The 23,735-nt window shown below is 53.2% G+C and carries 21 protein-coding genes and 1 riboswitch; of the genes, 19 read left to right on the top strand and 2 right to left on the bottom strand.

From position 1 onward, the window contains the following. Positions 1 to 17 precede the first annotated feature (17 nt). The 12 genes from NYE29_RS01505 to NYE29_RS01450 all read left to right on the top strand — a co-directional run bounded on the left by NYE29_RS01505 (position 18) and on the right by NYE29_RS01450 (position 14,588). Positions 18 to 1,322, top strand: a complete 1,305-nt coding sequence (locus NYE29_RS01505; protein ID WP_340894005.1) for an ABC transporter substrate-binding protein — start codon at positions 18 to 20, stop codon at positions 1,320 to 1,322. 101 nt (positions 1,323 to 1,423) lie between these two features. Then, entirely contained in the window at positions 1,424 to 2,308 is an 885-nt protein-coding gene (locus tag NYE29_RS01500) for a carbohydrate ABC transporter permease (RefSeq protein ID WP_076110501.1), read from the top strand. Continuing rightward, the gene (locus tag NYE29_RS01495; RefSeq protein ID WP_038587845.1) at positions 2,305 to 3,132 is read left to right on the top strand and encodes a carbohydrate ABC transporter permease; all 828 of its coding nucleotides are present in this window, start codon (positions 2,305 to 2,307) and stop codon (positions 3,130 to 3,132) included. The genes NYE29_RS01500 and NYE29_RS01495 overlap by 4 nt, the downstream gene beginning before the upstream one ends. 21 nt (positions 3,133 to 3,153) lie before the next feature. Next, positions 3,154 to 5,166, top strand: coding sequence for a beta-galactosidase (locus tag NYE29_RS01490; RefSeq protein WP_340894002.1), 2,013 nt, complete (start codon positions 3,154 to 3,156; stop codon positions 5,164 to 5,166). A 79-nt stretch (positions 5,167 to 5,245) separates the two neighbouring features. Next, positions 5,246 to 5,353, top strand: a riboswitch (guanidine-I (ykkC/yxkD leader). Positions 5,354 to 5,460: 107 nt separating this feature from the next. Then, positions 5,461 to 5,793: a DMT family transporter gene (locus NYE29_RS01485; RefSeq protein WP_038599007.1), complete on the top strand. Its 333-nt coding sequence runs from the start codon at positions 5,461 to 5,463 to the stop codon at positions 5,791 to 5,793. 1 nt (position 5,794) lies between these two features. Further along, entirely contained in the window at positions 5,795 to 6,109 is a 315-nt protein-coding gene (locus NYE29_RS01480; protein WP_340894000.1) for a DMT family transporter, read from the top strand. A gap of 107 nt (positions 6,110 to 6,216) precedes the next feature. Further along, complete coding sequence (locus tag NYE29_RS01475) at positions 6,217 to 7,080, top strand: aldo/keto reductase (RefSeq protein WP_340893998.1); 864 nt, start codon at positions 6,217 to 6,219, stop codon at positions 7,078 to 7,080. A 605-nt stretch (positions 7,081 to 7,685) separates the two neighbouring features. After that, positions 7,686 to 9,029, top strand: coding sequence for a GH1 family beta-glucosidase (locus NYE29_RS01470; protein ID WP_340893996.1), 1,344 nt, complete (start codon positions 7,686 to 7,688; stop codon positions 9,027 to 9,029). A 351-nt stretch (positions 9,030 to 9,380) separates the two neighbouring features. After that, a complete protein-coding gene (locus tag NYE29_RS01465; protein ID WP_340893994.1) occupies positions 9,381 to 10,829 on the top strand; it encodes a PTS mannitol transporter subunit IICB in 1,449 nt (482 codons plus the stop codon). Positions 10,830 to 10,925: 96 nt separating this feature from the next. Continuing rightward, a complete protein-coding gene (locus tag NYE29_RS01460) occupies positions 10,926 to 12,992 on the top strand; it encodes a BglG family transcription antiterminator (protein ID WP_340893992.1) in 2,067 nt (688 codons plus the stop codon). 16 nt (positions 12,993 to 13,008) lie between these two features. Further along, on the top strand, positions 13,009 to 13,443 hold the full coding sequence (locus NYE29_RS01455) for a PTS sugar transporter subunit IIA (RefSeq protein WP_340893991.1): 435 nt from the start codon (positions 13,009 to 13,011) through the stop codon (positions 13,441 to 13,443). After that, positions 13,443 to 14,588 (top strand): mannitol-1-phosphate 5-dehydrogenase, encoded by a 1,146-nt coding sequence (locus tag NYE29_RS01450; protein WP_340899579.1) that lies wholly within the window; start codon positions 13,443 to 13,445, stop codon positions 14,586 to 14,588. Before NYE29_RS01455 ends, NYE29_RS01450 begins: the two co-directional genes overlap by 1 nt. 67 nt (positions 14,589 to 14,655) lie before the next feature. On the opposite strand, the gene NYE29_RS01445 is transcribed toward NYE29_RS01450, so the two are convergent. Further along, positions 14,656 to 15,729, bottom strand: a complete 1,074-nt coding sequence (locus NYE29_RS01445) for a M42 family metallopeptidase (RefSeq protein ID WP_076110510.1) — start codon at positions 15,727 to 15,729, stop codon at positions 14,656 to 14,658. A 152-nt stretch (positions 15,730 to 15,881) separates the two neighbouring features. On the opposite strand from NYE29_RS01445, the gene NYE29_RS01440 reads away from it, so the two are divergent. The 4 genes from NYE29_RS01440 to spoVAE all read left to right on the top strand — a co-directional run bounded on the left by NYE29_RS01440 (position 15,882) and on the right by spoVAE (position 18,075). Further along, positions 15,882 to 16,052: a hypothetical protein gene (locus tag NYE29_RS01440; protein ID WP_340893989.1), complete on the top strand. Its 171-nt coding sequence runs from the start codon at positions 15,882 to 15,884 to the stop codon at positions 16,050 to 16,052. A gap of 134 nt (positions 16,053 to 16,186) precedes the next feature. Beyond that, positions 16,187 to 16,684, top strand: a complete 498-nt coding sequence (spoVAC, locus tag NYE29_RS01435; RefSeq protein ID WP_038587871.1) for a stage V sporulation protein AC — start codon at positions 16,187 to 16,189, stop codon at positions 16,682 to 16,684. Between the two features lie 3 nt (positions 16,685 to 16,687). Then, positions 16,688 to 17,722 carry a stage V sporulation protein AD gene (gene spoVAD / locus NYE29_RS01430; RefSeq protein WP_340893988.1) on the top strand — a complete coding sequence of 345 codons (1,035 nt, stop codon included), beginning with the start codon at positions 16,688 to 16,690 and terminating at the stop codon, positions 17,720 to 17,722. Beyond that, the gene (gene spoVAE, locus NYE29_RS01425) at positions 17,719 to 18,075 is read left to right on the top strand and encodes a stage V sporulation protein AE (protein ID WP_038587876.1); all 357 of its coding nucleotides are present in this window, start codon (positions 17,719 to 17,721) and stop codon (positions 18,073 to 18,075) included. Before spoVAD ends, spoVAE begins: the two co-directional genes overlap by 4 nt. 59 nt (positions 18,076 to 18,134) lie before the next feature. Here spoVAE and NYE29_RS01420 read toward each other — a convergent pair whose 3' ends face one another. Beyond that, positions 18,135 to 19,076, bottom strand: a complete 942-nt coding sequence (locus NYE29_RS01420; protein ID WP_340893986.1) for a hypothetical protein — start codon at positions 19,074 to 19,076, stop codon at positions 18,135 to 18,137. A 216-nt stretch (positions 19,077 to 19,292) separates the two neighbouring features. Between NYE29_RS01420 and NYE29_RS01415 the strand changes: the two genes are divergently transcribed. From NYE29_RS01415 to NYE29_RS01405, 3 genes are read left to right on the top strand one after another with little or no spacing between them, the layout of a single operon-like run. Beyond that, positions 19,293 to 20,249, top strand: coding sequence for an AAA family ATPase (locus NYE29_RS01415; protein ID WP_340893985.1), 957 nt, complete (start codon positions 19,293 to 19,295; stop codon positions 20,247 to 20,249). 2 nt (positions 20,250 to 20,251) lie between these two features. After that, positions 20,252 to 21,499 carry a DUF58 domain-containing protein gene (locus NYE29_RS01410; RefSeq protein ID WP_340893984.1) on the top strand — a complete coding sequence of 416 codons (1,248 nt, stop codon included), beginning with the start codon at positions 20,252 to 20,254 and terminating at the stop codon, positions 21,497 to 21,499. Next, on the top strand, positions 21,499 to 23,730 hold the full coding sequence (locus tag NYE29_RS01405) for a DUF4129 domain-containing transglutaminase family protein (protein ID WP_340893983.1): 2,232 nt from the start codon (positions 21,499 to 21,501) through the stop codon (positions 23,728 to 23,730). Before NYE29_RS01410 ends, NYE29_RS01405 begins: the two co-directional genes overlap by 1 nt. The last annotated feature ends 5 nt before the right edge of the window (positions 23,731 to 23,735 follow it).

Genomic DNA, 23,735 nt, shown 5'->3' with positions numbered 1-23,735 from the left:
TTGGGAGGTCTTACAACATGAACAAGATGACCAAAGGTGTACTCTGTACATTCCTCACCGCCACACTGCTGGCCGGCTGCGGCAGCAACAACGGTACAAACAACAGCAATGCTGCGGAAGAAGGAAATACAGGCAGCGGTACAGCCAAAAGCGTTACCCTGAAGATGTTCATCGCGCAGCCGCGCTTTAAGGAACAATATGATAATTATATTGCCGAGTTCGTGAAGAAAGAGAAAGCGGACAAAAATATTGATGTTTCCGTACAGCTCGAAATGCCGACAGCAGACAATGCCTCGCAAATTCTGAAGACGCGCCTGGCCTCCAATGATGCACCGGATATATTCGCTATCCATGCTGTGAACGAAATTCCATCCTATTACAAGGCCGGATACCTCGAAGACCTGACAGATCAGCCCTTTGTCGGCAAGCTGCTGGACAGCGTGAAGCCCTCTGTAACCACTACGGACGGCAAGGTTGTGGCGCTTCCGCTGGAAACCCTGTCTTGGGGCTACCTCTATAACAAGACCATATTTGCCGAGAATGGCCTGACCCCGCCGACAACGCTGACAGAGATGAAGGCCGTCACCGAGAAGCTGAAGGCGAAGAACATAACGCCGTTCGTGCTCTCTTATAAGGAATCATGGATTCCGCAGCTGGTGCTTCCGCTGGCTGTAGGGGGGATGATGAAAACTGCGGACCCTGAATTCGTCAACAAGATGAACAAGGATGAGGGCTCCTTTACCGAGATGAAATCCGCGATCTTTGGTGTGTTTGATCTCATCAACGCAAACGGCACGGCGAAGGCCACCGAAGTCGGCGGCGATGACGGTGCGGCGGCATTTGCCGCTGGCAAAGGAGCTATGTGGCTGATGGGACCGTGGTATGCGGAAACCATTCTGAAGTCGAACCCGGATCTGGATTTTGGTGTTGCTCCGCTGCCGATCAGCGACAATGCGGATGCGACCCTGATCAATCTCAGCGCCTCGACTTCGCTCGCGGTATCCCCGACCAGCAAGAACAAGGAGGTTGCGCTTGATTTCCTCAATTATGTACTGGATGATCAAGCCTCCAACGGCTTATTCCAGGCAATGAAATTCAATCCGGTGTCCACGGTGCACACCTATGAGAGCTATCCTTGGATCACCGAAGCGACCACCTATGTCAAAGCTGGCAAGTCGGTGCAGGACCCGGCCATTCCGCAATCCGTCAAGGATGAGGTGGGCAAAGGGCTGCAGGCATATTATGCCGGACAAATGAGCCAGGATGATGTGCTCAAGGCGCTCGACAAAGCCTGGAAATCCTACAATAAGGTAAACAAATAAGCAACAGCTTTACAGTCCGGGATGGAAGAAACCGGGGGCGCTGGCCCTCCTTCCTCCATCCCGTTTGCTTTGCACACCACAGAGGGAGAGGGGCGGATACTATGCCGGTCAAGCGCTATAAGAGTGTTGTTTCGCTGCTTGCTTTCGTTGCACCCGCATTTATCATTTATTCATTGTTTCTGCTGATTCCGACCATCGGCGGCATGTACTACAGCTTCACGGACTGGAACGGGCTGAACCGCGACTATTCTTTTATCGGCCTCGGCAATTTCATTGAAGCGCTGCGCGAGGACCCGGATTTCGTGCACGCCTTGCTCTTTACACTGAAATACGTGCTGTTCATGATCGTATTGCAAAATGTATTCGCACTTGTGCTTGCCGTGTTCATTGAGACAAAAACAAGAACCAAAGGCTTTTTCCGGACGATCTTCTTCATGCCGAATATGATCAGCACCATCATCAGCGCTTTTATGTGGACCTTCGTGTTCTCCCAAGTGCTGCCGCAGCTTGCCGAGAAGACGGCAGCGTCGTTCCTGGACCAGCTGTGGATCGGAGATCCCAACGTTTCTTTCTATTCGATCATTATCGTATCGCTGTGGAATGGCGTCGGCTATATGATGATTATATATTTGGCCGCCCTGCAGGGGGTGCCGCAAAGCCTGAAGGAAGCTGCCGTCATTGACGGGGCCAGCCCGTTCCAGACGTTCCGCAAGGTGACGATGCCGATGATTACGCATGCGGTTACGATCTGTTTTTTCCTTACGTTGAACGGGGCATTCAAGGTATTTGAGGTGGTATACGGGCTTACCGGCGGCGGTCCGGGACGCAGTACACAGGTCATTACGATGAATATCTACGAGGAGGCGTTCTCCAACAACTTCCGCTACGGATATGCCAGCGCCAAATCGGTGATTCTGTTCGTAATTATCCTGCTCTTCACCTTTATCCAGATCGGTGTCATGAAGAGAAAAGAGGTGGAAGCATGAGACTGAGAAAGGGAGCCAACCTATTCATCACGCTGTTTCTCTGTATCGGTGCTGTCCTGTCCTTTTTCCCGATTTATCTGGCGATTATCAATTCCGTGAAAACCCAAGGCGAGATGTTCGCTTCCTTCACGGCGCTGCCGACCAAGCTGCACTTTGAGAACTACAGCCAGGCTTTTAGCAAAATCAACCTGCTAAGCAGCACCCTGAACTCGGTTATTGTCTCGGTCATTGGTATTGGAGGCATCATTTTCTGTGCTGCCCTGGCCGGTTACAAATTATCCCGGACCTCCGGCAGACTTAGCGCGGCGATCTTCTCGCTATTCATTGCTTCCATGCTGGTACCGTTTCATTCGATTATGATTCCGCTTACACGGATGGCCAAAGCACTGCATGTCAGCGGCAGCACCTACGGTCTTGCTGTGATCTACATTGGTCTTGGAGTGAACATGGCGATCTTCCTGTACCACGGCTTTGTGAAGTCGATCCCCCGCGAGCTTGAGGAAGCGGCACGGATTGACGGCTGCGGCGAGTTCCAGACCTTCTTCCGCATCATCTTTCCGCTCTTGCTGCCGATTACGGTAACCATTGCGATTCTGGACTTCCTGTGGATCTGGAATGACTTCCTGCTGCCGCTGCTGATGCTCACCGACTCTACCAAATATACGCTGATTCTATCGACCAACACACTGTTCGGAGAGTACAATAAGGAGTGGTCGCTGATTCTGGCGGCGCTGGTGCTGACTGCGCTTCCTGTGATCGTTATCTATGGATTCTTCCAAAAGTTTATTATGCAGGGCATTGCCGAAGGGGCAATAAAAGGCTAAAGCGAGAGGAGCAACAGAGTAATGAGTCAATTACGTTACGGCGTCGCCTACTACGATGAATATATGCCTTATGAGAGGCTGAATGAGGATATTGCTATGATGCTGGAGGCCGGGATCAATACCGTCCGCATCGCCGAATCGACCTGGAGCACGCATGAGCCGCAGAACGGGATATTCGACTTCACTTCCGTCGACCGGGTGCTGGATGCGATGCATGCCGCAGGAATCTCCGTGATTGTCGGGACCCCAACCTATGCCGTTCCCACATGGCTGGTCAAAGAGCATCCCGGAGTGCTGGCTGTAACGGCGGACGGTCCCGGCCGGTATGGCGCACGGCAGATCATGGATATAACGAACCCGGTCTACCTGTTCCATGCGGAGCGGATCATCCGCAAGCTGATCGGCAGGGTCAGCAAGCATCCGGCGGTCATTGGCTACCAGACGGACAACGAGACGAAGCACTACGGGACAGCCGGAGAGAATGTGCAGCTGCTGTTTGTTAAGCATATGCGGCAGAAGTATGGAACACTGGATGAAATCAATGACCGGTTCGGGCTGGATTACTGGAGCAACCGGATTAACAGCTGGGAGGACTTTCCGTCCGCTGTCGGCACGATCAACGGCAGCCTGGGTGCGGAATTCGCCCGTTTCCAGCGCGGTCTGGTGACGGAATTTCTTGCCTGGCAGGTGTCGCTGGTGAACGAGTACAAGCAGCCGGGACAATTCGTCACACAGAATTTTGATTTTGAATGGCGCGGCTATTCGTATGGCGTACAGCCGTCCGTGGATCATTTTGCCGCAGCTGAAGCCTTCGACATCGCCGGAGTGGATATTTACCATCCCTCGCAGCATGAGCTGACCGGAACGGAAATCTCCTTCGGAGGGGATATCGCCCGTTCCCTGAAGCGCAGCAATTATCTTGTATTGGAGACACAGGCCCAGGCGTTTCCCCACTGGACACCCTATCCGGGCCAGCTGCGGCTCCAGGCCTTCAGCCATCTCGCCTCCGGGGCAAATATGGTGGCTTACTGGCATTGGCATTCCATTCATAATTCGTTTGAGACCTACTGGAAGGGGCTGCTCAGCCACGACTTTAAGCCGAATCCGGTATACAACGAGGCCAAGACTATCGGCCGGGATTTTGCCCGCTTAAGCCAGGCGCTGGTTGACCTGTGCAAGGATAACAAGGCTGCGGTAATGGTCAGCAATGAAGCCCTGACTGCGATGGAATGGTTCAAGCTGCCGGATGGCAGGAACTACAATGATGTGGTTCGCTGGCTTTACGATGAGCTGTACCGGATGAATATCGAATGCGACTTCATTCAGCCCGGCTGTACCGGGCTTTCGAGATATAACCTCATTATTGTTCCGGCACTTTATGCCGTTCCGGATGAAGCACTGCTGCGCTTAAATGAATATGTGCGCGAGGGAGGCCACGCCGTCTATTCCTTCAAATCCGGCTTCGCGGATGAAGATCTCAAAGTGCGCACGGCAGAGCAGCCGGGGATCATCAGCGAGGCCTGCGGAATCAGCTACAGCATGTTTGTGACTCCGCATGAGGTGACACTGCGCAGCGAAGCTCTGGATACCGGTGCGGCAGATCCTGCAGTGAATACATGGATGGAGCTGATTACACCGGATACGGCGGAGGTGCTGTTCCGTTATGAGCATCCTCATTGGGGCGAATATGCGGCCGTCACCCGCAACAGGTTCGGAAACGGTACGGCAACCTATATCGGCTGCATGACAAGCAGCGGGCTGGCCGGCAGCATCCTGAAATCCGCTGCGCAGGAGGCCGGGTTATGGGGGCACGATCAGGAGCTGGCTTTTCCGCTGATTGTGAAGACTGGAGTGAACCGGCAGCAGCAGAGGGTACGCTATTATTTTAATTATAGCGATGAACCGGTGTCTATGGTGTACCGGCATGGCGCGGCAGCAGAGCTGTTGTCCGGAAGAGAGGTTCAGCCTGAGGAAAAACTTGAACTTGAGCCTTGGGGTGTGCGCATCCTGCTGGAGCATTCAAGCGGACATTGAGACCGGAAGCAGCCCCAGGAATAATAGAGGGTTGCTTTTATCGGCGGTATTTGCTAACATACAATGTAACTTAATCAGTTGTTCTGTTTTCTAGGGTTCCGCAGCTGCTACAGGCTGGGCTGGTCCGAGGGAAAACGCATGTACTGCGATGTACATGTCTACACGGAGGGATAAAAGCCCGGGAGGTATCGTCAATTAGACGATGGCCTTCCGGGCTTATTTTGTTTCCGCGGTTAAGAGGTTTGTACCATAACTTATTTAGGGGAAGAGGAGGAAATGGCAGTGAATAACAGTATGGCATGGGTTAAGATCGCAGGCGCTGCCTGCTTCGAGGTCGTGTGGGTCATCGGGCTGAAGCACGCTTCGGCTCCGTGGGAGTGGCTCGTTACGGTAGTGGCCATTATCATCAGTTTTTATACGATCATCTCGGCGAGCAGCAAGCTGCCCGTAGGTACAGTCTATTCTGTATTTGTCGGACTCGGCACAGCCGGGACCGTCCTGGCGGATATCCTCTGGTTCGGTGAGCCGTTCAAGCCGCTGAAGCTGGTGCTGGTCTTGGTTCTGCTGGCGGGTGTTATCGGGCTGAAGCTTGTGACTGGTGATTCTAAAGAGAAGGAGGTGTCCTAAAATGGCTTGGTTAATGCTGATTGCTGCCGGCTGTTGTGAAATGTTCGGGGTGGCGATGATAGGCAAGCTGCACCGGGACCGCAATTGGCAGGCGATTGCCCTGCTGGTTCTCGGATTCGGAGGCAGCTTTCTGCTGCTGTCGCTCGCCATGGAAAGTCTCCCGATGGGCACTTCCTATGCGGTATGGACAGGAATTGGTGCTTCCGGAGGTGCGATTCTGGGCATGGTCCTGTATGGTGAAGCCCGGGATCTGCGGCGGATCATCTGTATTGTGGTGATTCTCGGAGCTGCCGTCGGTTTGAGAATGGTAGGCTGACGACGCTGAGATGTTAAAGAAATAGACACCTGTACGATGTTTCGAATGATGTAACATGGTAAGTATAGTAAGTAGTACTTAATCCATCGTATAAGGAGACTTCCACTATGAATGAAAATATACCCGAGCGGATTAAACTTCCGGACGGAACAGACTTGCCGAGAATCGGGCAGGGAACCTGGTGTATGGGTGATGATGCTTCCAGACGTTCTGAGGAGATAGCTGCCCTGAGGCATGGAGTAGAGTTGGGTCTTAGTGTGATAGATACGGCAGAAATGTACGGAGACGGCCGCTCGGAAGAGCTTGTTGGCGAAGCGATCCGGGGAATCCGCGACAGCGTATTCCTGGTCTCCAAGGTGTATCCGCAAAATGCAGGCAAGAAACAGCTGGCCCGCAGCTGTGAGGACAGTCTGAAGCGGCTCCGTACGGACCATCTGGATCTATATCTGCTGCACTGGCGGGGGAAGATTCCGCTGGAGGAGACGGTGGAAGGCATGGAGGAACTGGTGGCCGCCGGAAAAATAGCCCGCTGGGGCGTGTCCAATCTGGACACGGACGATATGCGGGAATTGCTGCGCATCCCCGGAGGCAACCGCTGCGCTGTTAATCAGGTCCTCTACCACCTGGGTTCCAGAGGTATTGAGCATGAGCTGCTGTCCTGGCAGCGGAGCCACAAAATACCTGTAATGGCCTACTCTCCGCTGGCACAGGCAGGCACCTTGAGAAAAGGGCTGACGGAGAATGCTGCGGTGCAGGAGGTTGCCCTTAGACACGGAGCGACACCACTGCAAATTCTGCTGGCCTGGAGCATCCGGGAAGGCGACGTAATCGCTATTCCCAAAGCATCGACCCCGCGGCATGTAGCCGAGAACGCGGCAGCAGGGGGAATCAAGCTCAGTACCGATGAGCTGTGGCAGCTGGATGAGGCTTTTCCGCAGCCCGCCTGGAGAGTTCCGCTGGATATGATCTAAAATCATCTAAAGAGGCTGACCTGAAAGTGGATTTTCTACGAGCGGGGACAGACCACATTCATTCTCAAAACCGTAATAGTCAACAGAGCAGCGATTCTCCTGTTATTGGAGGATCGCTGCTTTGCGTTTGGGTCAACAGCCAGGATCTACTGAACTATGTAGCAGCTGCAAGCAGCGGGTATCCTTAGGTCTATGGTGAAAACTGCAGGCTAAGATAATTGGGCTCCCCTAGCAGTTTCTGGTAGTTCTCGTATTTTTATAGCCGGGGAAGTAGGTCCTTACGAAGCTTCCGAACAGCTTTCTTTAAGGAGTTATTTTTAGGTTGGGTCAGCAGTTGAGCCTCCAGCTGCCGCACCACTTGTTCGAGTTTTTCACTGCTCATCTCAGAAGACGCTTCATAAAGATTGTAAGTGTGTTTCCGCTTAAACAGTGGAGAGAACGGACAGACCCGCGGAAAAGCAGCAGCGGTCACCTTGGTCTCCGGATTTTCACCGCTAAGGAAGGTGTCCGAATTTTTGTTATCAAAAACTACTGTAAAGTTTGATATAATAAATAAAATATAGATAACAACATACTAACAGGAATTGCAGGGGAGAAATCATTACATGACTAAGATTCAATTTCCGCAGGATTTCACTTGGGGCGCTGCCACAGCCTCCTATCAAATTGAGGGAGCCTATCAGGAGGACGGGCGGGGTTTATCCATCTGGGATACATTTTCCCGCATCCCGGGCAAAGTGATCAATGGCGACAACGGAGATACAGCCTGTGACAGCTACCACCGCTACCCGGAGGATATCGCACTGATGAAGGAGCTGGGGATTAAAGCCTACCGCTTCTCGATGGCCTGGCCGCGAATTTATCCGGAAGGAACCGGAGCTGTAAATCCGCAGGGTCTGGAATTCTACCATTCTTTCGTGGACACGCTGCTTGCGAACGGCATTGAGCCGGTCTGTACACTCTATCACTGGGATCTGCCGCAGGTGCTGCAGGATCAGGGCGGCTGGAGCAACCGCAGCACGATTGACGCATTTGCCGGATATTGCGAAACGGTGTTCCGTGAGTTCCATGGCAAAATCAAGCAGTGGTACACCATCAACGAGCCTTGGTGTGCTTCATTTCTGTCCAACTATTACGGCGAGCATGCGCCGGGCAACAAGGATCTCCAGACCGGACTTGATGTTGCCCATCATCTGATGGTTGCCCATGGCCGAGCCGTCCGGAAATTCCGGGAGCTTGGGTTCGAGGGGCTGATCGGCTATGCGCCGAACGTCACCTGGATGGAGCCGTACACCACCCGGCAGGAGGATGTGGATGCCTGCCGACGGCAGATCGGCTGGTTCCTGGAATGGTTTATGGACCCGGTGTTCAAAGGGCAGTACCCTTCCTTCCTGGTAGAGTGGTTCAAGGCTGCCGGTGCGGAGCTGCATATTGCCGAAGGCGACATGGAACTGATCAGCGAGCCGATAGACATCTTAGGCATTAACTATTACAACGGAAGCGTGGCCCGCCATAACAGCGAAGGCGGACTTATGCAGATCGAAACCCTCGATGTGGGCTATGAGCATACGGACATCGGCTGGCCGATCTATCCGCAGGGTTTTTACAATGTGCTCAGCCGCATTCATGAACTGTACGGTGATCTTCCGATCTATATCACGGAGAATGGAGCCTGTTATAACGATGAGCCGATAGAGGGTGTAGTGGCGGACCAGAAACGGATCAGCTATATTCATAAGCACCTGATTCAATTAGAGCGCTGCATCTCTTCGGGCATTCCGGTCAAGGGGTATTATTCCTGGTCGCTGATGGACAATTTTGAGTGGGCTTACGGCTATACGATGCGGTTCGGATTAATTCATGTCGACTACAATACACTGGCAAGAACGAAAAAAGACAGCTTTTATTGGTATCAGAATACGATTGAAAATAACGGAGTGGAAATCTAAATAAAGCACATCCTAAACGGGAGTCTTGCAGCCAATGCAGACTTCCGTTTTTTTTGTAAATATAAGGATGTTTAGGCTTCACGCCATAAATTATTTTTGTTTTTGCTAAAGAAACGGACCTCATCCCATAGGGATGGCAGGACCGTTTTTTCTTGTGTCCATAAGCCGGATGCATGTCCAAAAGCCTGTGGCAACAGCTCTTAAATGTTGTCAACAACGTTCATGACGAAACCGTGTTTTTAATTTGATGACAAAGAAAGCGCTTTGATTTACGCTGTGTGCATAAGGGATATCCTTTAAAGAAAGCTTAAACAAAGGCATCCCATTTAATTTATTAAGGGGGCATTTTAAATGGCCACAACGGCAACAACGCAAACTTCATCCGGTGGTACAAGGGTGAGAGTTCAACAATTCGGCCGCATGCTCAGCGGTATGGTTATGCCGAATATCGGCGCTTTTATCGCATGGGGTTTAATCACGGCTTTATTCATTCCAACAGGCTGGTTTCCAAATGAAAGCCTTGCAGCTCTAGTAGATCCAATGATCAAATTTCTGCTTCCGCTGCTCATCGGGTATACGGGCGGACAGATGGTACACGGTAAACGCGGCGGTGTTATCGGGGCGGTAGTCACGATGGGGGTTATCGTCGGTTCTTCAATTCCGATGTTCCTCGGCGCCATGATTGTCGGCCCGCTGGCCGGCTGGGTTCTGAAGCAATTCGACCGTGCGGTTGACGGCAAGATCAAAGCCGGGTTCGAAATGCTTGTCAACAACTTCTCGCTCGGCATCATCGGCGGCGGCTTGTCCATTGCTGCGCTGAAGGGAATCGGACCTCTGGTCGAAGGTTTGACCAACATCCTTTCGAGTGGTGTGGAGTTTCTGGTCAACCATAACCTGCTGCCGCTTGTCAACATCATCATTGAGCCGGCAAAAGTATTGTTCCTGAACAATGCAATCAACCACGGCGTACTCGGACCGATTGCGCTGGAAGAATCACAGAGATTGGGACAATCGGTACTGTTCATGCTGGAATCGAATCCGGGACCAGGGCTGGGTATCCTGCTTGCTTACTGGCTGGTAGGACGCGGTTCGGCGAAGGCCTCCGCACCGGGTGCGGTTATCATTCACTTCCTGGGGGGTATTCATGAAATTTACTTCCCGTACATTCTGATGAATCCACGTCTGATCCTTGCTGTTATCGGCGGCGGCGTGTCTGGAACGTTCACATTGCAATTGCTGGGCGCAGGTCTGGTAGCTTCTCCATCGCCAGGCAGTATCTTTGCTTACTTCGCCATGACACCTAAGGGCGGATATGTGCCAATGCTTGCCGGAGTCATTGTTGCCACAGCCGTATCCTTCGTGCTGGCTACACTGCTCCTTAAGACCGTGAAGAAGAACAACGAAGAAGAGATGGATCTGGAAGAAGCTGCGGCAAAAGTGAAGGACATGAAGTCGGCAGGGACTGCAGCGCAAACCGCTGCTGCTGCCGCAACTGTAACTACAGCGGCAAATGTCCGCGGCAAGGCTGATGTGAACAAAATCGTCTTCGCTTGTGATGCAGGTATGGGGTCCAGCGCGATGGGCGCATCCGTGCTCAGAAAAAAACTGCAGGCTGCCGGAGTCAATATTACGGTTGTCAATTCCGCAGTCAGCGAAATTCCTGCGGATGCTGATATCGTGGTTACCCAGAAAACACTGACGGACCGGGCGATTGCCAGCAATCCGACAGCAGAGCATATCTCCATCGACAATTTCCTGAAGAGCCCTAAATATGATGAGCTTGTGGAACGTTTAAAGTAAGTGGAACAAGCATAGAAATGATGTATAACGCTAACTCAGGAGACGCTGGCCCGCAAAGCCGGCGTTTGTCTCCATTTAGGGCGGGGGTACACGGTTATGAGAAAAGTTACCGCGAGGCAGCGTCAAATCATCTGGCTTCTCTTAGGGGTCAGTGAAGAGATTACTGCCGCCGAAATCGCCGAGAGCACCGGTGTGAGTGTAAGAACGGTTCACCGGGAGATGGAGGACATCGAGCTTACGCTGGCGGATTTCGGTCTGGATTTGATCCGGAAATCAGGAAAAGGGATTCAGCTGAGCGGCCCGGCGGCCGGTCTTGCCGAGCTGCGCCTGTTTTTGCGGGAAGAGAAGCCAGCGGAACATTCCAGCGAGGACCGCAAGGTGTATGAGCTCTGCTCCTTGCTGGAGGCAGAAGAGCCGGTGAAGCTGTTCACACTGGCCCACTGGCTCAAAGTTACGGTGGCTACCGTGAGCTATGACTTGGATGAACTGGAGCCCTGGGTCCGCAAGTTCGGCCTGCAGCTGGTCCGCAGGCGGGGTTACGGCGTTGAGATTACCGGCAGCGAGATTGACAAGCGCAGGGCGATTGGCCGGCTGGCCGCCGAGCATCTGGATCTTTCAGATCTGGTGGGTCATAATCCGCAGCCTGCGAGCAGTCCGGTCTTCCGGATTCTTCTGGATACGGTAGGCAAAACCAATCTGATGGACGTGGAGAACACGCTGTGGGATATGGAATGGAAATGGACGGCGGAACTGCCGGAGATCGTTTATATGGAAATGCTGCTTGGCCTCGCTGTAACCACCAGACGGATTGAGATTGGCCGGAGTATCGACAACGGCGGAGAAGCGGGATATCCCCGAATGTCAGATCACCGCCATATTACCGCTGCCGAGCAATTTGGGCAGCGGCTGGGCCAGGCGCTGGGAGCTGAGATTCCGCGGGCAGAGATTCTATATATAGCCGGTCTGTTTGACAGGGTCCAGGAATCATTCTCCTCTGCCGGATTCGCCTCCGGTGACATTGAGCTGATGGAGATTGTATATAAGCTGACGGAAAGCGTGGTCAAACGGACCGGAGTTCCGTTTCAAAGCGACCGCTCCCTGCGGGAAGGGTTGCTGGAGCATATGGATCCGGCATTCAAGCGGCTCCGGGAGGGAACCCGTATCCGCAATCCGCTGCTGGGTCCCATCCGTAAGGATTATGAATATTTGTTCCAGATTGTGAGGGCCGCGGTGGAGGAGCTGGAGCTGGAACTGGACATCCCCGATGAGGAAATCGGATTTCTGGTCATGCATTTCGGCGCTTCTGTCGAACGTCTGAATCAGCTCAGGCGGGGCGTCCGGGCAATTCTGGTCTGCGCCAGCGGTCTCAGTTCTTCCCGGCTGCTGGCTACCCGGCTGGCCAAAGAAATGCCGCAGATTGAAATTCTCGGCAATATTTCCTGGTACGAAGCGGCGCGACTGCCTGCGGTTGACTACGATCTGATTATTTCAACGATTGATTTGCCGCTCGACAAAGACCGCTATATCAAAATCAGTCCTCTGTTGACAGGGGAAGAAATAGATAAACTGCTGAGTTATATCCAGAACACCACGCTGAGAGAACGGGAGAGCGTTCCGCAAGGCGAGTACGACAGAACAGCGAGTGAAGAGCATTCCCTGGAGCGGTTGAAAAGCTACCAGGGCATGTTGGATGAAACGGTCAGCCTGCTGGAGCGGTTCCGCTTCTATCCGCTTGATAACAGCGGGATAACGCTGCCCGCAACGATTTCGGCGATGCTCGATTTTCTGGATGGCAGCGGGGTGGTCGGCGATGCAGATATCCTGCTGGAGCGGCTGCTGGAACGGGAAAGGATGGCCAGCCAGGTCATTCCGGACACTGGGCTTGCGCTGTTTCATGCAAGAAGCAGCCACATCCTGATGTCTTCCCTGACGCTGTACCGTCTGCGCCAGCCGGTTGTGCTGGATGGGGATACCGAGGTCAGGGTCATCCTGCTGATGCTTGCACCGCGCAAGCTGTCCAAGGAAAGCCTGGAAGTGCTGAGTGAAATCAGTGCAATGCTGCTTAATTCCGAGCTGGTGAAGCTGCTTGAGGAGCGTACGGAGTCCGAGATCAGGCGATATCTGTCGTCAGAGCTACTGCGTTTTTTCGAAAATAAAATGTGAAAGCGAGAGAAACCATATGAGTATACTGTCAGAGAATAAAGTGATTATGAACGGTGCTGCCAAAGATAAATACGAGGCGATCGCCATGGCCGGAAAGCTGCTTGTGGATGCCGGACATGTAACAGAAGAATATGTGCCGAAGATGCTTGAGCGCGAAGAGGTCGTTTCCACTTATATGGGCGAAGGACTGGCCATTCCCCACGGAACCAAAGAAGCCAGACCTTTCATTAAATCTACCGGATTGTCCATTATCCGCTTTCCGGATGGTGTTGATTTTGGCGGAGATGAACCGGCCTTTGTTGTGATTGGCATTGCAGCGGCAGGTGACGGGCACATGGAAGTATTGACGAATGTGGCGATGATCTTCTCGGAAGAGGATGCTATTGAGCGGGTTATGAATGCGCCAACCCCGGCCGATGTGATCTCCATCTTCGAAGGAGGCCTGGAATGATGAAGGCTGTTCATTTTGGTGCCGGCAATATCGGCAGAGGTTTTATCGGTCTGCTTCTGTCGCAGGCGGGCTATGAGGTCACCTTCGTCGATGTGAATGAAACCTTCGTGACACAGCTTCAAAAACGCGGGGAATATCCGGTGACGCTGGCCAGCGAGGGTCAGGAAACGGTGATCGTGAAGAACGTGACTGCACTAAGCAGTGTAACCCATGCCGAAGAAGTTGCGGCGGCCATTGCCGGAGCGGATCTTGTTACGACAGCGGTCGGTGTATCCATCCTGAAGCATATTGCAGGGGTGCTGGCTGAGGGGATCGGCAGACGGCTTGCGGGTTCCACCGCTCCGCTGCATGTCATCGCCTGCGAGAATGCCATCGGCGGGAGTGCGCAATTGAAAGAGCTCGTATATGCCAAGCTGGATTCAGAAGTCCGGGCCAAAGCGGATATATCCGTAGCTTTTCCGAACGCGGCTGTAGACCGGATTGTTCCCTTGCAGCAGCATGAGGATATCCTCAAGGTAATGGTAGAGCCATTCTATGAGTGGGTGGTAGACGCTTCTCAGATGCTTCCGGGTTACCGTCCGGTAGAAGGTGTTCACTATGTAGATAATCTTGAACCTTATATTGAACGCAAGTTGTTCACGGTGAATACCGGGCACTGTTCGGCAGCGTATCTAGGGTACCTGCGCGGTTACGGGACGATCCAGCAGGCCATGGCGGATGAGGGTTTGACCGCGCTTGTGCGCGAAGTGCTGGAGGAGACAGGGACGGTGCTGGTTCAGAAGCACGGGTTCGACGCGGAGCAGCACAGCAAGTATATCGACAAAATACTGGAGCGCTTTCGCAATCCGGCCCTGACAGATGAAGTTACCCGTGTAGGACGTTCACCGATCCGCAAGCTGTCGCCGAATGACCGGCTGGTATCGCCGGCGCTCCAGGCTTTTGACAGAGGGCTTGGGTACACGGCCCTGAGCCGCTCCATGGCGGCAGCACTGCTGTTCAACGTGAGCGATGATCCGGAAGCGGTTGAGCTTCAGGCGGCTGTCGCAGAGCTTGGTGCCGCAGCGGCAGTTACGAAATATAGCGGCCTGGCCGCAGATCATGCGGTGCACCGGTCGGTGATGGCAGAGTATGACAAACTGAAATAACGATGCAGGGCATCATAAAGAGCCGCAGGGGAGATTCTGTCCCCTGCGGCTCTTCGAATAGCGTAGCTTAGCTGTTCTCAATAATGGTCTGCAGCGTCGTGCGGTCCAGCCCTTCCACAAGCTTGATCAGCAGCTCTTTGGCGGCATCATAATCATCGCTGTGAATGATGGAAGAGGATGTGTGGATGTAGCGCGAGCAGATTCCAATCACTGTGGACGGCACGCCAATTCCGCTGACATGCACCTGCCCGGCATCGGTTCCGCCTTGGGAGACAAAATACTGGTATTTGATCCGGTGGGTATCTGCCGTATCCTGAACGTATTCGAGCAGGCCGCGGTGGGTAATCATCGTCGGATCGTAAATGCGCAGCAGCGCTCCTTGGCCCAACTGGCCGAAGGCCTGGCGGTCGCCGGTCATGTCGGCGGCGGCACTGGCGTCCAGGCCGAAGAAGATGTCCGGCGACAGCAGGTTAGCTGCTGTGCGGGCACCGCGCAGGCCGACCTCTTCCTGTACCGTAGCGCCGGCGAACACGGTGTTTGGCAGTTTTTTGCCGTGCAGCGCTTTGACCAGCTCAATGGCAAGGCCTAAGCCATAGCGGTTGTCCCACGCTTTGGCCATGATTTTCTTCGGATTGGCCAGCGGGGTGAACGGACAGATCGGCAGAATCTGTTGTCCCGGAGCTACGCCGTAGCCCTGTGCTTCTTCCCGGCTGTCGGCACCGATATCTATGTACATTCTGCGGATATCACCGGTTTTGTTGCGTTCGTCATCACTCAGCAGATGGATCGGCGTACTGCCGACAACACCCGTTAATGTTCCCTTAGGGGTAATGATCTGCAGCCGCTGTGAGGCTACAGCCGAAGCCAGCCAGCCGCCGAGCGGCTGAAAGCGGATCATTCCGTTGTCGGTGATGCCGGTGACCATAAAGCCCACCTCATCAAAGTGTCCGGCTACCATAATCTTGGGGCCGTTCTCTTCACCGCGCAGTACTCCGAACAGGCTGCCTAGCCGGTCCTGGACGAACTCTTCGGTATACGGTGTCATAGCATCCTTGACATAGGCACGCAACTCGCGCTCAAAGCCCGGAGCTGCGGGGAATTCAGTCAATGTTTTGAACAGATTAGTCGTTTCTTGATTCATATACATATCGCTCCTTTACTATTGTCTAGTATGAACATTGTCGCGCTACTTGTCCATGTCTTCAAAGGGAGAAATGAACACTGGGCGCTACCTTTGCGAATATTATGCAGTAGTGGCTCTGCAGGCAGGAGCCGGGAAAGGAAGCGAGGAAGATGAGGGTGGCTGGAAGCAGGTCCGCGGACAACCCGCAGGGCTTCTACGGTAAAGTGAATGCCCGTGGGGTGCCAAAAAGATACCTCCGCCGGTATGGGCCGGAGCGCGATGCTGTGCTGATTTTGATTCTGTTTATACTGCTGATTGTAATACTGCTGTATTTTTCCTGAACTGGGGAGACATAACGAAGCGGCTTACGGCGAACAATAAGGAAAAACTTCTAAGCGAAGAAAAGTCCGAGGGGAAATGTCCGCACTCACTGGTCCAGCCCTCCCCTCGCATACATTCCAGGAGGTGTCCTCATTTGCCGGCCAAAACTAGAAAGTCCGGTGTCAAGCTTCGGCTTGACACCATGACCCCACAGGATTATGAGAAATTGTCCAAGCCCTATGTGCCCAGCCGCCCTGTGTTCAAAAACTGCATCCGGGCTTTTCTGTCCGGAGGGTTGATCTGCGTGATCGGACAAGGCATCCAGGAGGCATTTATGGCGATATTCGATATGACCTCCAGGGAAGCCTCAAGCCCTACCGTTGCGGTTCTGATCCTTATCTCCGTCATCCTGACCAGCTTCGGTGTATATGACAAATTGGCCCAATGGTCAGGAGCAGGCACTGCTGTTCCCGTCACGGGTTTTGCCAACAGTATGTGCTCCGCAGCGCTTGAACACCGTGCCGAAGGTCTTGTGCTCGGAGTTGGCGGCAATATGTTCAAGCTGGCCGGCTCCGTCATTGTATTCGGTGTCGTCGCGGCCTTTATAGTCGGGGTAGTATATGCCATTATGGGCTGGGGAGGTTCTCACTAAACTATGAAGCAGCTTGGCAGCCAGACCTGGCAATTCACAACCCGTCCTGTCATTCTCGGTTCTTCCGCAGTAGTAGGGCCGGAAGAAGGGGAAGGCCCTTTGGTTTCCGATTTTGATTTTATCTATGACTCGCTCAAAATGGGCGAACAGACATGGGAGAAGGCAGAACGGGCCCTTTTCGAGAAATCGTCCAAGCTGGCACTGATGCATGCGGGACTCGAGCAGGAGAAGCTGGAGTTTTTCGTCGGCGGGGATTTAATGAATCAGATTATCAGCAGCTCGTTCGCGGCGAGAAAGCTTGGTGTGCCTTATCTTGGCGTCTTTGGCGCATGTTCCACTTCCATGGAGAGTCTCGCCATCGCTTCGATGATTGTGGATTCCGGCGGGGGCAAATACGCGCTCGCGGGAACCTCCAGCCATAACTGTACCGTGGAGAAGCAATTCCGCTATCCAGTTGAATACGGCTCCCAAAAGCCGCCGACTGCCCAGTATACCGTAACCGGTTCGGGCTGTGCCATTGTCGGCCGCAATGACGGCTCCGCTGCAGGCCCCTATGTCGTGTCGGCAACCCTCGGACGCATTATGGATATGGGACTGACGGATCCTTTTAATATGGGCACAGCCATGGCTCCGGCCGCCGCGGATACGATAACTGCACATTTCCGCGATACGGGCTTGTCCCCCGGCCATTACGATTTAATTGTAACCGGCGATCTGGCTTCCATCGGCCTGCCCATTGCCAAAGATCTCCTGGCCAAAGAAGGCATTCCTATGGAGCAGACGACATTCGATGACTGCGGGATGCTCATTTATAATCTCGACAAGCAGAAATATGTCATCGCCGGAGGGAGCGGCTGCGGCTGCTCGGCTGTGGTCACCTATGGACATATTCTCAAACGGATGAAAAAAGGCGAGCTGAAGCGGGTGCTGATCGTGGCAACCGGAGCGCTGCTTTCACCGCTGTCATACCAGCAGGGAGAAAGCATACCGTGCGTGGCACATGCTGTAGCTCTGGAGAGCGGAGGTGAAGGAGCATGATTTATGTATGGGCATTTTTGATTGGAGGCGCCATCTGTGTCATCGGGCAGCTCATGTTCGACGTACTGAAGCTGACGCCCGCTCACACGATGAGCACGCTTGTCGTTGCCGGAGCGATCGCTGACGCGTTTGGACTGTATGACCCGCTGGTGAAATTTGCCGGGGCAGGGGCTAGCGTCCCGATTACCAGCTTCGGCAACTCGCTGGTGCACGGAGCGCTTACGGAACTGGAACGGGACGGCTGGGTCGGCGTGGTGACGGGGATTTTCGACGTGACCAGTGCCGGGATCTCGTCAGCCATTGTATTCTCGTTTCTGGCAGCCCTGCTTGTACGGCCTAAGGGAACGCATTGATCAGCTGAAAACTATAGGTTTCTTTTCCGGCCGCCACTTGGCGGTCTTTATTGTTTTGTCTACATAACCTTCCTTAATTCCTGCGTGCTCTGCTCAAGAAGTTTCTCCGCCGCAGCGGAAATTAGAGAGTACTCCTGTTCAAGCCATTGCTTTATGCCGGGCTCGTAATCCTTCTCGAAGATTAGCGCCGATAAATTCCTGATGATGTGATAGGAAGCATACGGATGGGGCAGCTTGGGGGCATTTTTGGCCTGAAGCAAAAATTTGGTGAGCACGGAATGATCGCTGTAATAGATAAGCTCAACTAATTTAGCCCGGTATTCCAAATCCCTGGACTCAAGCCCGGGAAATTGGTTGAAGTCATACAAATGCTGTGCTTCGTGCTTCAGGTAAGAAATTCGAAACTCTGCGCCTTCGATATCTTCATAACGTTTGGCATTGCAATACAGGCTATCCTTCACAGCCCAGCCCCCGACGCTTCTCTGTTCACACGTAGCGAAACTGATCCAGCTTTCCAGAATAAAGTCCTTCATCATATGTACGGTTACGGGCTGGCTGATGGAGGGGAGCTCCACAGTGAAATTTAACGTCTCCATCTTTCGCCATATATAAGGTCCTCTGTACGGAGGGGTGACTCCGCCCCAAAAATAATAGCCCTTTTGTGCAAATACTTCCTTCAGATGATCTTCAATGCAATCAAGGGCGGCGGGCTGCTCAATCTCAATCAAATTGCGGAGTGCCTCCATGAGCTTAACCTCAGCATCATCCGCTGCATCGGGACGGGTCAGCACCATGCGGAAGTAGGCGTGGTAGGCCGAAATTACCCGTCTAACCCAAGGATCTTCTTCCTTGAGTGTTACCTCGTTATGCTTGTTGAAAAATCTGTTGATATACAATGCCTCAATCTTTTCGATTTGCTCGGTTTTGGGCTGGATTGAACGCAAATACGCCATTGCCGGGTTAATGTCTCCTTGAAGACATAGGGCATAAAACTTGTCCATGGATGACCCTCTTTTCGCCTGCCAGAATAGAAAAACGGATTCGTTTTATAATCATTTCTATAGGAACAATAATTTTCCTTCTATATAATAGAGAGATTTCCTTGTCCATTGTTTGGTGTATCTTTAATTTCACGGGCTGCAATAATGTACTTTGGGACCCATAATCATGTAAAATATAAGTATTACGCTTATTCTGACATAGGAGGTTTACTATATATGCCCGTACGTCAAGAATCAATTCACATCATGAAGGCTGTTCGCCATAATTTGGAATCCTGTATACTCGGCAAAACATTTGAAATAGAGCTGCTGCTTACGGCGCTGCTGGCCGGTGGGCATGTCCTGATCGAGGATGTTCCGGGAACGGGCAAAACCCAGCTCATTCGGGCGCTCTCCAGATCAATGTCCGGGGAGTACCGCCGGATTCAGTGCAATCCCGATATTCTCCCAAGTGATATAACGGGGGTATCGGTCTATCATCCGCGCGATGAGATGTTCCATTTCCGTCCCGGTCCCGTGATGACGAATATTCTGCTCGCCGACGAGATCAACCGTGCGACAACCAAGACGCAATCTGCGCTGCTTGAAGTGATGGAAGAACGGAATGTAACCGTCGACGGAGAGACGTATCCGCTGCCGCATCCGTTTATGCTCTGTGCGACGCAGAACCCGATTGATTTCGAAGGCACCTACACGCTGCCTGAAGCACAGCTTGACCGTTTCATGCTGCGTATCAGCCTTGGCTATCCCGATGCGGTTACCGAGAAGAATCTTCTGATGAGCCATCAGGAGGGACAACCGGTGGACAGGCTTACCCCGGTAACAGGCATGGAACAAATTGCGGCTATCCAGGAAGAAATCCGCGAGATTTATATCAGCGATCCTGTCCTGAACTATTTGCTGGATGTTGTCCGCCAGACCAGAGAGCATCCGCTAGTCCTGCTTGGTGCCAGCCCCCGTGCTTCGCTTTCATTCATGATGGCCTGCAAAGCCTATGCTTTCCTGCAGGAGCGCGATTATGTTCTTCCGGATGATGTGAAGATTCTTGCCCCGTATGCGCTGGGACACCGGATTCTGCTGCGTCCGGAGTCGCGGCTGGATAATATCAGTGTAGATTCCTTGCTTCAGAAGCTGCTCCAGAGCATACATGTGCCTGTGACGATGAGGCAATAATGATGAAAAGGTATTTGTCCGGAGCGGCAGCTGTCATTCAGCCGGGGAAATTCGCCGGCATCCTTGCGATCTGGGGCATCACGCTGCTCTACGTACTGTTTCAGGGCGGCAAAACATCATTCATGCTGTTTATAATGGTATCGGTACTAATGATATATCTGATGATTGGAGGCTTAGGCGGAGTACGGCGGGCCAAAGGCACGCGCAGCCTGTATTCCGAATTGGACAAGCCTGATCTGCTCTATGCGGGCGGCTTTCTGCGGGTGAAGCTGGACGTTACGATTCCGGGCTTTTTGCCTCTGCCGTATGTGGTGGTGAGAGAAATTCTGAAGCGCCATAACGGCGAATCCTGGGTATTTGAGGAGAGCATGGTTCCCAGCCTGAGAGGGCAGGGGGAACTGCTGTTTCAGACGCCGGCACTGGAGCGCGGCCGCTATTCGTTCGAAGGAACAGATATCCTGAGTGAGGATATCTTTGGCCTGGTGGAGCATAAGGGCACCTTTATGGCCGAAGGACAATTCCGTGTACTGCCCCGTGCGGTATTCGTGCCGCGCTGGCAGCTCTATGAGCGGAAGTCACGGCTGGCGGGGCAGCAAGCCTCGCTGCTCCATTCCCGGAGAGAGACAACGCAGATCAACGGGGTCCGCGATTACGTCTATGGCGACCGGTTGACGCGAATCCACTGGAATGCCACCGCCAAGACAGGTAACTGGAAATCCAAGGAATTTGAGCATGAATCCGTACCCAAGACGATGATTGTGCTGGACGGCAGCGCCATGGTATATGCCGGCTCGAACCAGTTTGAGCTGGCGGTGTCCATTGCCGCCTCCCTGCTCGGCTTTGGGATCCGCGACCGGATCGGCATAGGTTTATGCTGTCTGGACAAGAACACCAAGATATTCATGCCTGCCGAGGGCGCTGCGGAGCGGCAGAAGATGATCCAATATTTGATTGACATTAATGCGGAAGGCCGGGGGCCGCTGGTTCCCAGGCTGGAAAAGGGACACCGTATGTTTCCCAAAGGCTCCTATCTGGTATTGATCAGTCCGCAGAGCGGACAGCCTGTACTGGATGTGATGCGCTGGGCGGAGAGCCGGGGAATGACGCCTTCCCATATTCATGTGCGCAATCCTGCAGCGGTCAACCGCGGCGGAGAATGGATGGATGTGCTGAAATCCCGCGGGGCAACCGGCTATAGCGTAAGTTCGCTTCAGGAGCTGCCCTCAGTGCTCGGAGGTGATAAAGTATGATGAGACGCTGGTGGAGCGGGATGAAGTCCTCATGGCATTACTCCTTCAGTCTGCTATGGCTGATGATTATCGCCCTGCAATGGCTCACGTATACAGAGCCCTTCTGGCTGAAGGCGACCACTGCCGCCGTACTGCTGACCTTGGCTGCGGCGGGGGTTATTGAAATTCTTTTACCTGTTAAACGGGGATACCGGCTGATTCTTGAAGTTTGCACCATGCTTTATTTCGTGTACAGGGTAATTCTGCGCTACGAACTCTATGTTCCTGATCCATTGCTGCCTTCACTGCGCGACCGTCTGCCTGACATCGCCATAAATATGGCTCCATATCTATGGTTTACAGCGGGTGCGCTGGCCTTGCTGCTCCTGTCATCGTGGTGGGTCTCCTCCAAGGCGCGGATTCTGCTGTTTATCACCACGAATATTGTAGCCTTTGCGGCACTGGATTCCTTCACTTCGGCCGTACTCTGGCAGGAGGTCGCCTGGACGGTGTTCGCGGGGATGGGCTGGCTTGTTACCCAGCATTTGAGAAGCTTTCAATTGCATTATCCCCGCGGCTGGACTTATCTGCTGAAATATCCTTTCAAGATCTTTATTAATATCGCCATCATTTTCTCCTTTGTCATTATTACAGGTGTGAACATGCCAGAGGTGCGGCCGACACTGACAGATCCTTATACCGCCTGGCATAAATGGAACGGCACCGGATTATCGGCAAGCTCCGGCACATCGGGAACAACAAATGCCGGAACCAGTGATTCTTCTGCAGGAAGGACTACTTCGGGTTACAGTATGAACGACGATAATCTGGGCGGGGGCTTTAACTATGATTATTCGCCAGTCATGACAGTGACCTCGGATATACGTTCCTACATGCGGGGGGAAACCCGCAGCGTATATTCCGGAAAAGGATGGAGTGATGACGACCGGCTTACACGCGGTCCGCTGTCCGGGGCAGCGGTAGGCAAAGAGCTGGACAGGGAACCCGGCTCCAAGGTGGAGACGCAGACCCTGAAGCAGACGGTAAAGCTGCTTGGGAACATTGATTATCCGGTATTGTTCGGAGCCTATTCCATTGCGAAGGTCGATTCCATAGACGGCAAGGAACAGAGCAGCCGCTTATTATGGAGAAGCGCAGACAGCGAAATGCTGTGGGATACGGATGGGAACAGCGGAAACTATCCCCAGACTTACGTGCTTACTTCGGAGGTCCCTGTCGTATCCGTGCAGGAGCTGAGCAAACAGACTTTCGATCAGCTGTACACCGGCCAGAATAATACGCAATACCTGCAACTGCCCGACAATTTTCCAGAGCGGGTCACAGAGCTGGCAGAGACAATAACCGCAAGCGCGAAGACCCCTTATGACAAAATTGTGCTGCTCCAGCAATATCTGCAGCAAACCTATCCATACTCGAATCAGCCGGATCTGTCACGCGGCAAAAGCAAGGATTTCGTGGAGAGTTTCCTGTTCGAGATTATGGAAGGCTACTGCGACTACTATTCCACCGCACTCGTGACCATGGCGCGTTCGCTGGATATTCCGGCACGCTGGGTCAAGGGATATGCACCCGGTGAACAGGCACAGCTGCCGGACAGTCTGGCCCAGCAGGGATTATCCAATAATAATTATACGATTACGAATGCCGATGCCCATTCCTGGGCGGAAATCTATTTCGGTGAATACGGCTGGATTCCGGTGGAAGCGACCCCGGGCTTTAATGTCCCTCTTCTGACACAGAGCGAAGAGCCTGAGAGTAAGGAAGATACACAGCCGGAAAAGGATAAACCTGAGCCTGAACAAGAGGTGGCAGATCCCGGCAAAACCGGTGGAAGCCTTCATGTGGGCGTCTGGGCCGTATCGGCCGCTGCGGCAGTGCTGCTGCTGTGGGGAGGTTATCTGCTCTGGCATTACCGCTTCAGTCTCCGGTTCCTGCTTGGGCGGCTGCGCAACGGCAAACCATTGTCTCCGGTGCAAAAAGTTGTGGCTGAAACCGAGCGGTGGGTAAAGTATGCCCGCAGAAAGGGCATGCTTAAAGAAGAGCACGAAACGCTTCGTGAATCGGTGGCCCGCTGGAGCCGTGAACGTCCGGCGGCTGCAGAAAGTCTGGCGTCGCTGCTGCAAATGTTCGAGAAGGCGAAATACAGCCCGGATGTTATAGAAGACAAAGATTGGCGCAGCGTGTATACTGAAGCTTTGCGGCTGCACAGTCTCTTGAAATCAGATAAATAAACGTG

Source organism: Paenibacillus sp. FSL M7-1046 (assembly GCF_038007405.1).
GTDB lineage: Bacteria > Bacillota > Bacilli > Paenibacillales > Paenibacillaceae > Paenibacillus_AQ.
The sequence above is the reverse complement of the archived record's forward strand: the minus strand, read 5'-3'. Positions and strand labels throughout refer to the sequence as shown.

Coding starts and splice junctions, on each gene's coding strand:
- NYE29_RS01470 (WP_340893996.1), top strand. CDS start 7,686: ATGACTAAGATTCAATTTCCGCAGGATTTCACTTGGGGCGCTGCCACA.
- NYE29_RS01405 (WP_340893983.1), top strand. CDS start 21,499: ATGAGACGCTGGTGGAGCGGGATGAAGTCCTCATGGCATTACTCCTTC.
- NYE29_RS01415 (WP_340893985.1), top strand. CDS start 19,293: ATGCCCGTACGTCAAGAATCAATTCACATCATGAAGGCTGTTCGCCAT.
- NYE29_RS01485 (WP_038599007.1), top strand. CDS start 5,461: ATGGCATGGGTTAAGATCGCAGGCGCTGCCTGCTTCGAGGTCGTGTGG.
- NYE29_RS01500 (WP_076110501.1), top strand. CDS start 1,424: ATGCCGGTCAAGCGCTATAAGAGTGTTGTTTCGCTGCTTGCTTTCGTT.
- NYE29_RS01505 (WP_340894005.1), top strand. CDS start 18: ATGAACAAGATGACCAAAGGTGTACTCTGTACATTCCTCACCGCCACA.
- spoVAD (WP_340893988.1), top strand. CDS start 16,688: ATGAAGCAGCTTGGCAGCCAGACCTGGCAATTCACAACCCGTCCTGTC.
- spoVAE (WP_038587876.1), top strand. CDS start 17,719: ATGATTTATGTATGGGCATTTTTGATTGGAGGCGCCATCTGTGTCATC.
- NYE29_RS01450 (WP_340899579.1), top strand. CDS start 13,443: ATGAAGGCTGTTCATTTTGGTGCCGGCAATATCGGCAGAGGTTTTATC.
- NYE29_RS01440 (WP_340893989.1), top strand. CDS start 15,882: ATGAGGGTGGCTGGAAGCAGGTCCGCGGACAACCCGCAGGGCTTCTAC.
- NYE29_RS01420 (WP_340893986.1), bottom strand. CDS start 19,076: ATGGACAAGTTTTATGCCCTATGTCTTCAAGGAGACATTAACCCGGCA.
- NYE29_RS01465 (WP_340893994.1), top strand. CDS start 9,381: ATGGCCACAACGGCAACAACGCAAACTTCATCCGGTGGTACAAGGGTG.
- NYE29_RS01480 (WP_340894000.1), top strand. CDS start 5,795: ATGGCTTGGTTAATGCTGATTGCTGCCGGCTGTTGTGAAATGTTCGGG.
- NYE29_RS01475 (WP_340893998.1), top strand. CDS start 6,217: ATGAATGAAAATATACCCGAGCGGATTAAACTTCCGGACGGAACAGAC.
- NYE29_RS01490 (WP_340894002.1), top strand. CDS start 3,154: ATGAGTCAATTACGTTACGGCGTCGCCTACTACGATGAATATATGCCT.
- NYE29_RS01445 (WP_076110510.1), bottom strand. CDS start 15,729: ATGAATCAAGAAACGACTAATCTGTTCAAAACATTGACTGAATTCCCC.
- NYE29_RS01455 (WP_340893991.1), top strand. CDS start 13,009: ATGAGTATACTGTCAGAGAATAAAGTGATTATGAACGGTGCTGCCAAA.
- NYE29_RS01495 (WP_038587845.1), top strand. CDS start 2,305: ATGAGACTGAGAAAGGGAGCCAACCTATTCATCACGCTGTTTCTCTGT.
- NYE29_RS01410 (WP_340893984.1), top strand. CDS start 20,252: ATGAAAAGGTATTTGTCCGGAGCGGCAGCTGTCATTCAGCCGGGGAAA.
- NYE29_RS01460 (WP_340893992.1), top strand. CDS start 10,926: ATGAGAAAAGTTACCGCGAGGCAGCGTCAAATCATCTGGCTTCTCTTA.